This is a genomic window from Psychromonas sp. (assembly GCF_047632955.1).
GTDB lineage: Bacteria > Pseudomonadota > Gammaproteobacteria > Enterobacterales > Psychromonadaceae > Psychromonas.
On sequence record NZ_JBLIED010000019.1, the window covers coordinates 39700 to 54458 of the forward strand.

The window sequence follows — 14759 nt, forward strand, 5'->3', positions numbered from 1 at the left end:
GTAGAGATAGAAGTTAGATAAAAAACAGAGGAGTATTTCTCCCCTGTCGATATTAATAATTATTGATTTGAGGCTAATTTTACAGAATCCTGTGCAATAACCCACTCTTCATTTGTCGGAATGACCATTGCAATCGGAGAACCATCAGCGGTAATGATACCTTGCTTACCCAGAATGGCTGCTTCATTCTTTTCGGGATCAACCTGATAACCGAAAATAGATAATAATGATAACACTTGGGTTCTTATCAGGTGAGAGTTTTCACCGATACCACCGGTAAAGACGATGGCATCAATACGACCGAGTGGTACAGCATAAGAGGCGATATATTTCGCTAAACGGTAGCTAAACATCTCCATTGCCAGCGTTGCTCTTTTGTTACCTTTTTCATTCTCTTCGAGAATATTGCGGAAATCACTAGAAATACCGGAAATACCTAAAAGACCGCTCTGTTTTTGGAGCATATCCATGACACCTTCCAGACTGTAACCTTGACGTGTTACCAGGTATTCGATAATGCTTGGATCAATATCACCACAACGCGTCCCCATTACCAATCCTGCAAGTGGTGTCATACCCATACTGGTATCAACACATTGACCATTTTTAACGGCCGCCACAGAAGCGCCGTTACCCAAATGTGCAGAAATAATATTAGTGTCAGAAACCGCTTTGTTTAATGCTTTTGCCGCTTCATCGGTGACAAACAGGTGACTCGTACCGTGCATTCCGTAACGACGAACATGCGCTTCTTTATAGAGGTTATATGGCAGAGCATACATAAATGCTTTAGCAGGCATTGTTTGATGGAATGCGGTATCAAATACGGCAACTTGGGTGAGTGCCGGAAAGGCGGATTGTGCGGCTTTAATACCTAAAACGTGTGCGGGATTATGCAGCGGCGCGAGGGATGAACATTCTTCAATTCCCTCCAGTACTGCATCATTAATAACCACGGACTGAGTGAATTTTTCACCACCATGAACAATGCGGTGTCCAACTGCTACAAACTGCTCAGCTAACCCGTCCTCTTTTTTGATGATCTGTTCAACAATGTAGGATATTGCTGCTGAGTGCGCGCTATGAGAGGGAAGATTGGTGGATTTTTTATTCCCTGCAATTTTCCACTTGATACGTGCATCAGGAAGATTAAAGCATTCGGCAAGACCGCTAATTATCTCATCACCATTATCGGCATTAATAACGGCGAATTTAAGAGATGAACTACCACAGTTAAGGACAAGTACCAGTTTGTTATTCATGAAAAATCCAATAAGTAAAGTTTGAAAAATCAGCATTCCAGTCGATCAACACTAATGCGCTTCATGGTGTGCTTAATCACCAATAAAGGTCTATTTATTGGTGATTTAGCTCACGGAATTGTGTATAAAGTCTACTCCATTGTTATTAAATGACAATGAAGTATCGGGCCAGAAAATGATTTAAATCAACATTAACCACACTAGTATAATTACATATTATTATATTATTGTATTATAAATTAGTTGTGGTTTTTTTGTTTTTTTTACTTCAGTTGTATTTTTGTTGTATTATTATCTCATTTCGTTTGTATTGCTATTGTATTGTATTTATGTTGCCTGTTATGTTGATGCTTGTGTTTAATCTTGCTAATGTCCATTAACCACTTTTTTATACTAATTAAGTTGAGGTTTTTTTGTATTCATTTTTTGATGTTATTCGAGAGGGCGGCCGTTACCTCAAGATTTGGCCAAAGCAAAGTGCACTAAATTGCTTGTTTGTTGACAGCAAAATTGCTCTCTATACTCGCCTGTCAATTAAAATAACCCCGGCTTTTATTGCTCTGAGCTTAGGTTTAACGGTGACGTTTCCCGCTTTGTTTAATCCTTTAGTCAGCGTGACATTTTCGTTATTTTTATTAGGGCTGCCGATTCAAGGTTTTTATTGGTTAGGTAAACGTTCGCAGCAGCTTTTACCACAGAAATTATTACCCTGGTTTATGGCTATCAAAAACAAATTGAGTGTAAAAAATAAAGCGGAGCAGGCGATGATTCAACATCCTTGCTATTTGGATCTTGCAAAATTATTGCAGCAAGCTTTTAAACTGGGTGGTGATGATTTTTTACAGAACCACGAGCTGATTTAAGCATTACGAGTTGATAGTTGATAGTTGATAGTTGAAAGTCGGTAGCTGCGACTTTCGCAGCTTGTCCCTCTGGTTATGTTACTCTTTCTGATAAACCTCAATATTAAAATCACATTCAATTTCCCAGTGCTTCTCTGCTAATAAATCCAGCATTTTTTGCTCATTAAACTTCCAGGCAAAAGGCGTCATATTAATTAAATTTTGCAGTATAGCCGGTGAGTCAATGTTGAGGAGATAGTTAAGATTTACCTGCTTAATTTTATTAAATCCGCAAGGGGCTGAATTGTCCTCGGCATGTTCATTGACCTGCAGGTAGATTTTTTCTCGCAGTTGAAACAGATGGCGCGGGGCAGGGGTTACTGTTAGCAGATAACCATTGGATTTTATTAATCGCTGTAATTCACTTTCGAGTGACGGTGCGTAGATTCGAATTAAGGCATCCAGGCTATTATCCGCCAGCGGAACATCGTAGGCGCTGGCGACACAAAAGTTGATGTTTTTATAGCGCTTAGCCGCATAACGTATTGCCACTTTGGAAATATCCAAGCCGTTAATCATAAACTGCTCCGGCAGTCGTGCGGCCAGAGATGCCGTGTAATAACCTTCGCCGCAACCTAAATCAAGAATTTCAGCCTGATCGTAGTCTGCTAAGTATTCATTCACTAACTCACTGACTTTTTCCGCTAATGGCAAATAGCCGTCGCTGTTTAAAAAAGCACGGCGTGCGCTGATCATCTCTTTATTATCACCCGGATTCTTTGAGTTTTTAGCATTCACCGGCAGGAGGTTTAGATAACCTTCCTTGGCAATATCAAAATGGTGGTTGTTGGCGCAGATTTGAGTGTTATGGATGCGTTGCAGTTTAGTTTGGCAAAGCGGGCAAATAAAAGGAGTCATTATGGGGCCCTATTCAAGCAGGCTAAATATTTGCCTGCTTTGTCTGTTAATCAGTAGATCACGCAGTTATGGTATTGTAAAAGAATCTCTTTGGTTTTTTCCATGCTCTTATGAGTTGGCGTGTCGACTGTTCAGGCTGGCGAAATATTTACCTGCTTTGTTTGTTATTCAGTAGAAAACGCAGTCATGGTATTGTAAAAGGCTCTCTTTTTTTACCATACTCTTATGAGTTGGTGTGTCGATTGTTCAAGCAAGCGAAAAATTTGTCTGCTTTGTCTGTTAATCAGTAGATCACGCAGTTATGGTATTGTAAAAGAATCTCTTTGGTTTTTTCCATGCTCTCATGGGTTGGCGGGCTGATGCCGTCGAGCGGATAGATTTCACCCATTGCGGTCCATTTATGCTTGCCTAATTCATGGTAGGGTAACAGTTCTACCTTTTCGATGTTTTTCATCGGCTCTATAAATTTACCCAGTGCATGTACATCTTTTTCAGCATCGGTATAAGTGGGTAAAACCACATAACGCAAATAAACAGGCTGATTCCGATCGGCTAAAAATTGAGCAAATTCAAGCGTGTATTTATTACTTACGTGGGTTAAATCAATATGTTTTTCATTGTCCATCTGTTTGATATCCAATAACACCAGATCAGTTACATCGAGCACGCTTTTAACCGTGTCATCGATTCGACGAACAAAACCATTGGTATCTAAACAGGTATGAATCCCTTCCATTCTGCAGGCGTTAAAAATGGCTTTCACAAATTCCGGTTGCAGCATCGCCTCGCCACCGGAAATGGTAATACCACCACCCGATGCCTCCATATAAGCGCGGTATTGCACCAGCTCGGCCATTAATTCATCAACACTCGTTATTTTGCCACCTTCGGTATCCCACGTATCGCGATTATGGCAGTATTTACAACGCATTAAACAGCCCTGTAAAAATATAATAAAACGGATTCCCGGCCCATCTACGGTGCCACAGGTCTCAATAGAATGAACGCGTCCAGTTGCTGACATTAAAAGCCCCTTGAAAATAGATTATTTGATTTACGTCTTACGCAAAAAACAAATCAAATAAACATTTTATGATAGATAAAAAGAAAGGTTTCACTCCGAAGAATGAAACCTTTTTTGATTATAACAGGCTAATAAAAAAGTTAACCTGTTTATCTCTTTTTTTTACATGTTAGCTGTAAAGGTACGTGAGATAACATCGTTTTGCTGTTCTTTAGTTAGCGAGTTAAAACGCACTGCGTAACCAGAAACACGAATAGTCAACTGAGGATATTTTTCAGGATTTGCCATCGCATCTACTAACATTTCACGGTTCATTACGTTTACGTTTAAGTGCTGACCACCTTCAATTTCAGGGGTGTGCTTAAAGTAACCGTCCATCAGACCCGCTAGGTTGGTTTTTTGCGAATCATCAGTTTTACCCAATGCGTTTGGTACGATAGAGAAAGTATATGAAATACCGTCCTGTGCGTAGGCAAAAGGTAGTTTAGAAACAGATGTTAATGATGCAACCGCACCTTTTTCATCACGTCCGTGCATTGGGTTAGCACCAGGAGCAAACGGCATGCCAGCACGACGTCCGTCAGGTGTATTACCGGTTTTCTTACCGTATACCACGTTAGAAGTAATAGTAAGGATAGACTGTGTTGCACGAGCACCACGGTACATTTTATGAGATTGAATTTTCTTCATAAAACGTTCAACAAGATCACAAGCCATATCATCTACACGAGGGTCATTGTTACCAAATTTAGGGTAATCACCTTCGATATCAAAGTCAGTTGCAATACCGTCTTCATCACGAATAGGTTTAACTGTTGCGAATTTAATAGCAGAAAGTGAATCTGCTGCAATTGAAAGACCGGCAATACCACAAGCCATAGTACGTTCAACATCACGATCATGCAGTGCCATTAACGATGCTTCATAGCTGTATTTGTCATGCATATAATGAATACAGTTAAGTGCAGTGACGTATGTTTCAGCCAACCAGTCCATAAAGTGATCAAGGTTAGCGAAAACTTCATCGTAATCTAAAATTTCAGAAGTGATTGCTGGCAATTTTTTAGGGCCAACTTGCACTTTAGATTTTTCATCTACGCCGCCGTTGATAGCGTAAAGCAACGTTTTAGCAAGGTTGGCACGAGCACCAAAGAATTGCATTTGTTTACCGACAATCATTGGTGATACACAACAAGCGATAGCGTAATCATCGCTATTGAAATCGCTACGCATTAGATCATCATTTTCATACTGGATAGATGAAGTATCGATAGATACTTTCGCACAGTATTTTTTGAAGTTAAGAGGTAATCCTTCAGACCATAAAACAGTAATATTTGGCTCTGGAGAAGGACCCATAGTGTATTGCGTATGCAGGATACGGAAGCTACTTTTAGTAACAAGCGTACGTCCGTCAACACCCATACCACCGATTGATTCTGTTGCCCAGATTGGGTCACCAGAGAACAGATCATCATATTCAGGTGTACGTAGGAAACGTACCATACGTAACTTCATGATCAGGTGATCGATAAGCTCTTGTGCTTCAGTCTCATTAAGTTTACCTGCTTGCATATCTTTTTCGATATAGATATCAAGGAAACTCATGGTACGACCAAATGACATTGCCGCGCCATTTTGAGATTTGATTGCAGCTAAGTAACCAAAGTAAGTCCACTGAATGGCTTCTTTAGCGTTTTGTGCAGGATGAGAAATATCTGAGCCGTATTTAGCCGCCATTTCTTTGATTTGCGCTAGTGCACGAAATTGCTCAAAGATTTCTTCACGTAATTTAAGTGTATCTTCAAGTGTTGTTCCGGCAAGTAAATCTGTTTCTAAGCTTTTATGCTGCTTAGCTTTGTCGGCCATTAGGAAATCAATTCCGTACAGCGCAACACGACGGTAATCACCGATGATACGACCACGGCCGTAAGCATCTGGCAAACCGGTTAAGATACCTGATTTACGACATTTTAAAATGTCACCCGTGTAAACATCAAAAACACCTTGGTTATGTGTTTTACGGAATTCAGAGTAAATTTTATCGATAGTAGGATCGAGCTCTTTACCATAAACTTTACAAGAACCTTCGATCATACGAATACCGCCGTTAGGGATAATCGCACGTTTTAAAGGCGCATCAGTTTGCAGACCAACAATAGTTTCTAAGTCTTTGTTGATGTAACCCGCATCATGAGCTGTGATTGTTGAAACAACATCAGTATCGAAATCAACTGGAGCATGAGTGCTGTTTTCCAGTTTGATGCCTTCCATTACTTTCGCCCAAAGCTTGTCTGTTGCTTGAGTTGGACCTGCTAGGAAACTTTCATCACCATCAAAAGGTGTGTAGTTTTTTTGGATGAAGTCACGAACGTTAACTTCAGTTTTCCAAACGTCACCAGCAAAACCTTGCCATGCCGATGCAAATTCTTCATTAAGCTTAGTCATTAAGATTCTCCATTATAGTTAGAGTTTAAGATTAAATGTGTTTATAAAATTGTTGTTTTGCGCTAGGTAAAATAGTGCATGCCACGGATCAAAATAACTATTACGTTCCGCTTAAGCGGAATGAATGGTCACGTAGTTTAAATTTTGATAAAAACACGTAGGGCTAATTAACCTGCTTGTATTCAATTTTCATTCAAAATTCAAATATTACATAATCTGGGACAATATCTCAGTTTTAATATAAAAATAGTGCCAAAATGATGCTGCAAATCTAAAGATACCAATAGGATATCTTGTCGTAAAAGAATCAGGATTTTTATAAGATAATATTTATTTTATTGATTAGCCTTTTAACGTTTTTTACTCTAAACAATAACGATTGAGTAATTTTCGTTGCTTGCCCTTCTTTAAAAATAATATGCTATCGACTACCTATTGGATGAGTCTAACAAATGCTCACTTTAGTGAAACTGATTTAGATCAATTTACAAAAAAAAGTTGTAATTTTATTACAGTATTTTACCAATTAAATTTTTCCAGTCATTAATGAAGTTGTTTTGTAGTTTTATTTCTTTTCGGCGTGATCTGAGTCTGTATTCTAATGTTTTTTCCGAATAATCAATTAATTACATTCGACAAGATTTAATTGAAAGTAAAACAAACCTTATTAATGCTATGGTTTATAATTTATATACGGTGATAATAAAAATATAAAAGTGTCTTTATTAACAATGAATTATAGTTTTAATCTTAATGTTTTTTCCAACGGGGGGAGGTGTTTATGAATATTCAAATTATGGTAATAGTACACGGAGCCGAGCAAGCTCATTTAATTAAGGTGCTGTCGGAAAAAACCCATGAACTAGGCGGTAAATGGCTTAACAGTAAAATCAGTCATATTGATAATTATTTTGCCGGTTTGATAAAAATTGAAATTGCATCGAACAATGTGGATAAACTAATTGAGCAATTTAAAGCCCTGCATATTCATGTTGAAACGGCAAAATTAGATTTACATTCACAGGATAAATCAAAACATTTTATTTTGAATGTTGATGCTAAAGATCGTTTTGGATTAGTTAATGATATCTCTGAAGTATTAGGCGAAAACGATATTAAAATTGAGAGTCTGGAATGCCATCGTATTGGCGGGGCTGATATTGGCGGTATCGTTTTTACCAGTGAATTTAAAATATCAGCCGGAGACGATTTTGATAAAGCGGAACTGATTAAATCCCTGCAGACCATCTCCAAAGATTTAGTGATTAATCTACACGCTTAAGCAATTCAAACTCTATCTGCAAAGCAAAAAAGGCGACTATTGGAAAATAGTCGCCTTTTTATTATTTCACTTGCTTGGCTTTAAAGCAGTGCAGGAATACCGAATTTCCCTTCAAGCATACCGACTGCAAGCATTGCCGCTAAACAAACAACAAAGACGGTACCCGGAATAACTATCTTGTCCATAAAAGATAATTTTTTGGCGCGTTCTTTATCACCGATTAATCCGTTGTTATCTAAAAACATGGTCAGCGCCCAGGCTAATACGGGATTAGCAACCGCTGCTGCAAAGATGCAGATACCTGCGGACTGAGTGTCTTTGGTGTCTTTAATCATCTGCATACCGGCTTCAAGCAATGGTAAAAATACGCCAACCAGCAAGGCAATTTTCATCACTGGAGGCCATACTGCAACATCCATTGGGAAACCCAAAATAGCGATAATCATGACCAATACACCAAGAATAATTGAGCCACCGGGAATCGGACGTTTTGCGATAGCTGCCGGAATCATATAGGTGCCCCAGCTTGAGGTGATATTACCACCACCCACTGCTGTGCCGACAATTTGACGGATAGAACACATGGTCATTGTATCGTCCACGTCCATCAGTACTTTTTCAGTCCCTTTGGGATAGTTCAGCTCTTGGAAAATACGGTGTCCTAAGAAATCCGGAGACCACATCGCAACCGCTAAAATAGCAAAGGGTAATGAAGCAATAAAGTGCTCTAAGTTAGGCAGACCAAGCATCCAACCTTCAGTTGTACTACCCCACCAGTAAACTGGGTTTAAGTTAGGTAAGCCCATTTCTGTTTGGAAGGTAATATCAAATCCGGCGCCACAAACAAGCGCCACCACAAGGCCTGTGATAGCACAGGCCGGAATTGCTAACCAGCGTTTATTAATCTTGGCCAGGTAGGCATAAAGAACCACCGTGGAGGCCAAAACGACCAGGCCGACATATCCCATGCTGCCTGCAGCAACACCGTGCTCGACGGATTCAAGGCCTTTACCCCATGATTGCACACTGCTGATCATGGACAGCGTGCCGCCAAAACCAAGAAACACCAATAAACCACCGGCAACCCCGTCACTGGTTAAGTTCACCAGTTTCGATCCACCTTTAAAGTAACTGAGTATCAAACCAAATACACCGAGCAAAATAGCCAGTGCGAGCGGGTGAGCCCCTGCTAGCGCAATTGCGCCAATTAACGGGATCATTGGGCCATGGTTACCGGCAAGGTTAGCGCGCGGGTTAATAAAACCAGAGGCAAGAACACAAAAAAGTAATGCGGGTATAAGCATTTCTACCCGTGCAATTTCGATGGCAAATTCTGAACCGAGGGTAATATGGGCCCAACGTGCGGTTAGTCCTTCTGCCCAAGATGCAGATACAGCTGAATACATGGCGATAATGCCGATTGTACCCGCGATAGCCGGAACAAGATCTTCCCATTCAAAATTGAAATCACGTCCGGGTAAGTTCAGAGCGTAACGACGTGGTTTCATGATTTTTAGCTCATGATCCAGATAGTCAGAACGCGTTGCGAACTCGCTTGCTGGCTTGTGTAACTCGCGATAACTCGCGTTTTGGTTTTCTTCCGACATCTGGTTGGTGCTCCATTACTTTAGTAAGTATTAGTTAAAAATTAATCTGGTTAGCAGGTTTAGTTAGTAATCAAGAAAAATGTAAGCGCCTAAGTAGCCTGTTTTATTGTGTTGTGTAGCTTATATAAAGCATTTTAAATCTGATTGATCTGGATCAGAATAGTTACAATTCTGAAATTAAACCGGTCATTTTTTTTGATCTTGGTGTGATCCATGTCGTAGTAAAAAAGCCTTTTAAGCTCGGATTGTATGAATTTTATACTCTAAAGTTAAATTTTAAGCAGTTATGATCCCGTTGAATAACGCTGAATCATCAAACTAACAGCTGTATTTCTTGTAAAATCTGTAAACACCATTCATCAATACGTTGATCGCTTAATTCGTATTGCGAGTCTTCGTCAAGCGCCAATCCCATAAAGTGCTTTTGATCGGGTAAAAGGGCTTTTGAAGCAATAAATTCATAACCTGTGGTTGGCCAGTAACCAACAAAAATAGGCTCCTGCGGTAGCAGTTTGTCATGCAGCATGCCAACGGCATCAAGAAACCATTCACTGTAGCCGTCTTGATCCCCTAAACCATATAAAGCGATAATCTTGTCTTTGATATTCAGCGCTTCAAGCTCATCCCAAAGCGCTCCCCAATCTTCCTGAAGTTCGCCATAATCCCAGGTAGAAATCCCTAAAATAAGAATATCGTAATCATTTATCTTGCTAATGGGAGTGGTTTTTATGTTAAATAACTCAACAAGTGATTCACCTATACTTGCTTGAATCTTTTCCGCTGCAATTTCGGTATAACAAGTACTAGAACCATAAAATAATCCGATTTTCATATATAACGCCCGATTAGGTTAAAAAACGGTGTTAATTTACAGTTAAGGAAGCGTTAATGGAAGCATTAAGCATAGATCAGTTTTTAGATTCATTATGGTTAGAGAGAGGGTTGTCGCAAAATACATTAGCATCATATCGTCACGATTTACGTTTGGTTGAAACTTTTCTTGCCACAAAATCGCTGAGTTTATACGCAGCTTCGTCCTTCGATTTAATCGATTATTTTAGTTATCGCCTGAACGCAGAGATAGAATACAAAAATGCATCAACTGCACGTTTAATGAGTGCTCTGCGCCGTTATTATCAATATTTATGCCGGGAGAAAATGCGCGCGGATGATCCCAGTGCCAAGCTGGAAAGTCCTAAAATAATCAAACCCTTACCTAAGTCACTTTCAGAATCCGAAGTTGACGGATTATTAGCCTCACCGGATTTATCGGACAGCGTGCAATTTCGAGATAAAGCCATGCTTGAGCTCCTTTATGCAACGGGTTTGCGGGTTTCTGAGTTAGTCGGGCTGGCGATGGAAGAGATTAATTTAAAACAAGGGGTGGTGCGGGTCACCGGAAAGGGTAATAAAACCCGTTTGGTCCCCCTAGGTGAAGAGGCTATCTATTGGGTTGATCGTTATATAGAAGAAGCGCGGCCGGATCTGTTAAGGGGTCAAAGTAGCGATGTATTATTTCCAAGCCGGCGGGGCACGGTGATGGTGAGACAAACATTTTGGCATCGCATTAAATTTTATGCGCAATTATGCGGCATCGATAAGGAAGCTTTATCCCCGCATGTACTGCGCCATGCATTTGCAACGCATTTGTTAAATTACGGCGCGGATCTGCGTGTGGTGCAGATGCTATTGGGGCATAGCGACCTTTCTACCACACAAATATATACCCATATTGCCCAGGACAGAATTAAAGAGCTGCATCGGGAGCATCATCCTCGAGCATAAAGCGGTCGCACTGTGCACTCTTCATTGCCCTATATGGCCACAAGCAGATAACTTTAAGCTAGTATTAATTGATGGTAAATTAAAAATTTCACAAAGCAGTCCTTACTAGGCATAATTAGCTCTTAAGAAAGACTCTCTTTATTCCACTAACAACATGAGGTTTTTATGGCGACTATTTTTTCAAAAACAGGGCTTATTTGTACTTTGTTATTAAGCAGTTTTGCAGCCGTTGGAGCGACATCGGAATCCTCCCTTTCGGTGGTTGAGCAAATTACAACTAAAATGCAAAGCCTTAAGATCCCCGTTAATGCGATTAATAAGTCAGCCATAGAGGGGTTATATGAAGTTACCTCCGATGGTGATATTTATTATATTAGTGCAGATACAAAGTATTTGTTGTATGGCAGTATTTACGATTTAGACAATCAGATGGTCAATATTACCGAACAGAAAAAAGCCCAATTAAGTCGCGCAAATGTTGCTAAAAATATCGATAAAATAAGCGCCTTTGAAAAAGACATGATTGTTTATAAAGCGCCGAATGAGAAACACGTTGTTACCGTCTTTACCGATCCGACCTGCAGTTACTGCCAGAAATTACATTCAGAAATGCAAGATTATAATAAATTGGGCATTACGATTCGCTATTTAGCATTTCCACGCGCCGGTATTGATTCTGCAACCTACCGTACTATGGTCTCAATATGGTGCTCAGATGATCCCAAAGAGGCGATGAACAGCGCTAAAAAACGCCGCGAAATTCCTTTTAAAACCTGTGAAAACACCGTCAAAGAACAATATCAGCTAGGGCGCTTGCTCGGGATAAACGGCACTCCCGCTTTGATTTTAGAAGATGGTACGCTGGCTCCCGGTTACCTGCCCGCCGCGCGTTTACTGCAACTGTTAGATAAAAAATAAAGCAAACTTGGGTTTTTGGTCAAGTTTGTCCAATAAACTGCACTGCGCTTTTAGCAATCTGCGGTTTATTGGCGACTCAATAAAAAGCCCTACAGAAAATCATCTAAAGATGCAGATTCCTGCCTCTTTAATCTATTCCTGTTACAAACGTATCTGGTAGCCATTATGTCTGCAGTCCAAGTTAAAAACCGAAGTATTTTAGATTCGGCTTCGATCAACTTATCCTGTTCCCCTTTATTAACACAGCTGTATATCAATCGCGGTATTAGCTGCGCAACTGAACTTGATAACAGCACCCAAAGTTTGCTGCACGCGCAACAATTAAAAGGGATCACCACGGCCTGTGAACTTTTGTACCAGGCGTTGTTAACTTCACAAAAAATAATAGTCGTGGGCGATTTTGACGCAGATGGCGCGACCAGTACTGCACTGAGTATTTTGGCATTACGCGCTTTAGGTTTTACCAATATTGATTATCTTATTCCCAATCGTTTTGATTACGGTTATGGGTTAAGCCCGGAGATCGTCGATTTAGCCATTAGCAAGGGTGCACAGGTACTGATGACCGTTGATAATGGTATTTCCAGTCTCTCCGGTGCTAAACATGCGAAAGATAAAGGTCTGAAGCTATTGATTACAGATCACCATTTACCCGGAGTCGAAACACCGCAAGCTGATGCCATCGTTAATCCGAATCAGGTTGGCTGTGATTTTCCGAGTAAAAATCTCGCCGGTGTCGGAGTCGCATTTTACGTGATGCTGGCGCTGCGTGCTTTTATGCAAAACAAAGGCTATTTTACTCATTTTAAAGCGCCTAATTTAGCAAAATTGCTAGATATCGTTGCCCTAGGCACGGTTGCCGATGTGGTGGTGCTTGATGCCAATAACCGCACTTTAGTCCATCAGGGCTTGGCACGTATTCGCGCGGGAGTTTGCCGGGTCGGGATCAGCGCTTTAATCAGTGTTGCTAAAAGAAACCAAAGCCAGTTAGTTGCCAGTGATTTAGGATTTTCATTAGGTCCGAGGTTAAACGCCGCCGGGCGCCTTGATGAAATGAGCTTCGGGGTTGAGTTATTATTATGCGAAAATGTTGAGCAGGCAAATATACTGGCTAATGAATTGGATGCTTTAAATCAGTCGCGCCGCGAGATTGAGCAAAGTATGCAGGATGAGGCGTTAAAAACGCTGGCGAGTTTGTCACTGGATGAAAATAATATTCCCCATGCGATCTGCTTATTTGAAAAAGAATGGCATCAGGGCGTGATAGGTTTAGTGGCATCGCGTATTAAAGAAAAATATTACCGTCCTACCTTTGCCTTTGCCAAGGCGAATAATGGTGAAATTAAAGCATCGGCACGCTCCATTCCCGGTGTACATATTCGTGATATGCTCGATTTAGTAGACAAACAAATACCCGGTGTTATTTTAAAATTCGGCGGACATGCGATGGCCGCAGGGCTCTCTTTAAGGGAGGCTGATTTTGAATTATTTAGTCAAACAATCAACAGGGTACTTGAAGAACAGGTTGATAATGACCTGCTAAACAATATTATCCTTTGTGACGGGCAGTTAAATAGCCAGCAGTTTAGCCTTGAACAAGCTCAAGAGTTAAGGGATGCTGGTCCCTGGGGGCAGGGCTTTCCGCCTCCTCTGTTTGATGGCGAGTTTAAACTGTTACAGCAGCGTCTGGTGGGCAGCAAACATTTGAAAATGACCTTAGAGTTTGAAGGTAAGACTATTGAGGCGATTGCCTTTAATGTTGATATCGAGTTCTGGCCAAATCCGATGGTGAAAAATGTTTATTGTGTTTACCGTTTGGAGATTAATGAATTTAGAGGCAATAGAACGGTGCAGATGCTGGTGGAAGTCTTACAAGCTAAATAACAAGCTGTTAGCCGACAGCCTGTCAGCTAACAGCCGTGTTTAAACCGCACCGTTAAAATCGAATAGAGACCAAGCTTAGTCGCCAAATTAGAACAGTGCAAATGCTGGTGGAAGTGTTACAAGCGAAATAACAAGCAGTTAGCCGACAGTTGTCAGCTAACAGCCGTTTTTAAACAGCGCCGTTAAAATCCAGTTGACGCCAGGCTTCGTAGACGAATACCGATACCGCATTAGATAAGTTCATTGAGCGACTTTCTGCCATCATTGGAATTCGCAGTTTTTGCTCGAGGGGTAAAGCATCGAGAATTTCACTTGGCAGGCCACGCGTTTCAGGACCAAAGAGTAAGACATCGTTTGCTTGAAAATTTGCCTGACTATGAAAGGTGGTTGTTTTTGTTGTACAAGCAAAAATTCTTTTACCTGATACTGCCTGTAAAAAATCCGCATAATTTTTATGACAATAAACATGGGTCATTTCATGGTAGTCGAGTCCTGCTCTGCGGACTTTTTTATCGTCTAAATCAAAACCTAAAGGTTCGATTAAGTGCAAAACACAACCTGTATTGGCGCAGAGTCGAATAATATTGCCTGTGTTTGGGGGGATTTCAGGTTCAAATAGTGCTATTTCAATCATAGTGGGTAGCCATTTTTTTTGTTTAGTCTTATTACAGGAATATCCGCTGCAAATCGTGTTTTTCATGGTGTGAGTTGATTTTTTATAGCAAAATAACTAATTAAATGATCAAGGATTGCGAAGAAAAAATTAGTACTAACAAAGCGGGAGTTGCA

Annotated in this window: 12 protein-coding genes; 5 read left to right on the forward strand and 7 right to left on the reverse strand. The window is 40.5% G+C overall.

Features of this window, described 5'->3' with window-relative positions:
* Positions 1 to 59: 59 nt before the first annotated feature.
* The gene (locus ACJAZP_RS12315) at positions 60 to 1262 is read right to left on the reverse strand and encodes an acetate kinase (protein WP_415231042.1); all 1203 of its coding nucleotides are present in this window, start codon (positions 1260 to 1262) and stop codon (positions 60 to 62) included.
* A gap of 413 nt (positions 1263 to 1675) precedes the next feature.
* Here ACJAZP_RS12315 and yfbV point away from each other — a divergent pair, with 413 nt between their 5' ends.
* Complete coding sequence (gene yfbV / locus ACJAZP_RS12320) at positions 1676 to 2125, forward strand: terminus macrodomain insulation protein YfbV (RefSeq protein WP_415231043.1); 450 nt, start codon at positions 1676 to 1678, stop codon at positions 2123 to 2125.
* A 78-nt stretch (positions 2126 to 2203) separates the two neighbouring features.
* Here the strand turns inward: yfbV and rlmA are convergent, their stop codons facing one another.
* The 3 genes from rlmA to pflB form a co-directional block, all read right to left on the reverse strand.
* Positions 2204 to 3022: a 23S rRNA (guanine(745)-N(1))-methyltransferase gene (rlmA, locus tag ACJAZP_RS12325; protein WP_415231044.1), complete on the reverse strand. Its 819-nt coding sequence runs from the start codon at positions 3020 to 3022 to the stop codon at positions 2204 to 2206.
* A 283-nt stretch (positions 3023 to 3305) separates the two neighbouring features.
* Entirely contained in the window at positions 3306 to 4046 is a 741-nt protein-coding gene (pflA, locus tag ACJAZP_RS12330; RefSeq protein ID WP_415231045.1) for a pyruvate formate lyase 1-activating protein, read from the reverse strand.
* 162 nt (positions 4047 to 4208) lie between these two features.
* Positions 4209 to 6494 carry a formate C-acetyltransferase gene (gene pflB, locus ACJAZP_RS12335; RefSeq protein WP_415231046.1) on the reverse strand — a complete coding sequence of 762 codons (2286 nt, stop codon included), beginning with the start codon at positions 6492 to 6494 and terminating at the stop codon, positions 4209 to 4211.
* Positions 6495 to 7275: 781 nt separating this feature from the next.
* Between pflB and ACJAZP_RS12340 the strand changes: the two genes are divergently transcribed.
* On the forward strand, positions 7276 to 7776 hold the full coding sequence (locus tag ACJAZP_RS12340) for a glycine cleavage system protein R (RefSeq protein WP_415231047.1): 501 nt from the start codon (positions 7276 to 7278) through the stop codon (positions 7774 to 7776).
* 80 nt (positions 7777 to 7856) lie between these two features.
* Here ACJAZP_RS12340 and ACJAZP_RS12345 read toward each other — a convergent pair whose 3' ends face one another.
* The gene (locus ACJAZP_RS12345; protein ID WP_415231048.1) at positions 7857 to 9383 is read right to left on the reverse strand and encodes a DUF3360 family protein; all 1527 of its coding nucleotides are present in this window, start codon (positions 9381 to 9383) and stop codon (positions 7857 to 7859) included.
* Positions 9384 to 9696: 313 nt separating this feature from the next.
* Positions 9697 to 10215, reverse strand: a complete 519-nt coding sequence (fldB, locus tag ACJAZP_RS12350; protein WP_415231049.1) for a flavodoxin FldB — start codon at positions 10213 to 10215, stop codon at positions 9697 to 9699.
* A 56-nt stretch (positions 10216 to 10271) separates the two neighbouring features.
* On the opposite strand from fldB, the gene xerD reads away from it, so the two are divergent.
* The 3 genes from xerD to recJ all read left to right on the forward strand — a co-directional run bounded on the left by xerD (position 10272) and on the right by recJ (position 13970).
* A complete protein-coding gene (xerD, locus tag ACJAZP_RS12355; protein WP_415231050.1) occupies positions 10272 to 11168 on the forward strand; it encodes a site-specific tyrosine recombinase XerD in 897 nt (298 codons plus the stop codon).
* A gap of 165 nt (positions 11169 to 11333) precedes the next feature.
* On the forward strand, positions 11334 to 12086 hold the full coding sequence (gene dsbC, locus ACJAZP_RS12360) for a bifunctional protein-disulfide isomerase/oxidoreductase DsbC (protein WP_415231051.1): 753 nt from the start codon (positions 11334 to 11336) through the stop codon (positions 12084 to 12086).
* Between the two features lie 165 nt (positions 12087 to 12251).
* Positions 12252 to 13970 (forward strand): single-stranded-DNA-specific exonuclease RecJ, encoded by a 1719-nt coding sequence (gene recJ, locus ACJAZP_RS12365; RefSeq protein ID WP_415231052.1) that lies wholly within the window; start codon positions 12252 to 12254, stop codon positions 13968 to 13970.
* 169 nt (positions 13971 to 14139) lie between these two features.
* On the opposite strand, the gene trmL is transcribed toward recJ, so the two are convergent.
* Entirely contained in the window at positions 14140 to 14604 is a 465-nt protein-coding gene (gene trmL, locus ACJAZP_RS12370; RefSeq protein ID WP_415231053.1) for a tRNA (uridine(34)/cytosine(34)/5-carboxymethylaminomethyluridine(34)-2'-O)-methyltransferase TrmL, read from the reverse strand.
* Between the last annotated feature and the right edge of the window lie 155 nt (positions 14605 to 14759).

Bases quoted from the DNA above. Each gene is read 5' to 3' on its own strand.
- trmL (WP_415231053.1), bottom strand. From the start codon at position 14,604: ATGATTGAAATAGCACTATTTGAACCTGAAATCCCCCCAAACACAGGC.
- pflB (WP_415231046.1), bottom strand. From the start codon at position 6,494: ATGACTAAGCTTAATGAAGAATTTGCATCGGCATGGCAAGGTTTTGCT.
- recJ (WP_415231052.1), top strand. From the start codon at position 12,252: ATGTCTGCAGTCCAAGTTAAAAACCGAAGTATTTTAGATTCGGCTTCG.
- rlmA (WP_415231044.1), bottom strand. From the start codon at position 3,022: ATGACTCCTTTTATTTGCCCGCTTTGCCAAACTAAACTGCAACGCATC.
- fldB (WP_415231049.1), bottom strand. From the start codon at position 10,215: ATGAAAATCGGATTATTTTATGGTTCTAGTACTTGTTATACCGAAATT.
- pflA (WP_415231045.1), bottom strand. From the start codon at position 4,046: ATGTCAGCAACTGGACGCGTTCATTCTATTGAGACCTGTGGCACCGTA.
- dsbC (WP_415231051.1), top strand. From the start codon at position 11,334: ATGGCGACTATTTTTTCAAAAACAGGGCTTATTTGTACTTTGTTATTA.
- ACJAZP_RS12340 (WP_415231047.1), top strand. From the start codon at position 7,276: ATGAATATTCAAATTATGGTAATAGTACACGGAGCCGAGCAAGCTCAT.
- ACJAZP_RS12315 (WP_415231042.1), bottom strand. From the start codon at position 1,262: ATGAATAACAAACTGGTACTTGTCCTTAACTGTGGTAGTTCATCTCTT.
- ACJAZP_RS12345 (WP_415231048.1), bottom strand. From the start codon at position 9,383: ATGTCGGAAGAAAACCAAAACGCGAGTTATCGCGAGTTACACAAGCCA.
- xerD (WP_415231050.1), top strand. From the start codon at position 10,272: ATGGAAGCATTAAGCATAGATCAGTTTTTAGATTCATTATGGTTAGAG.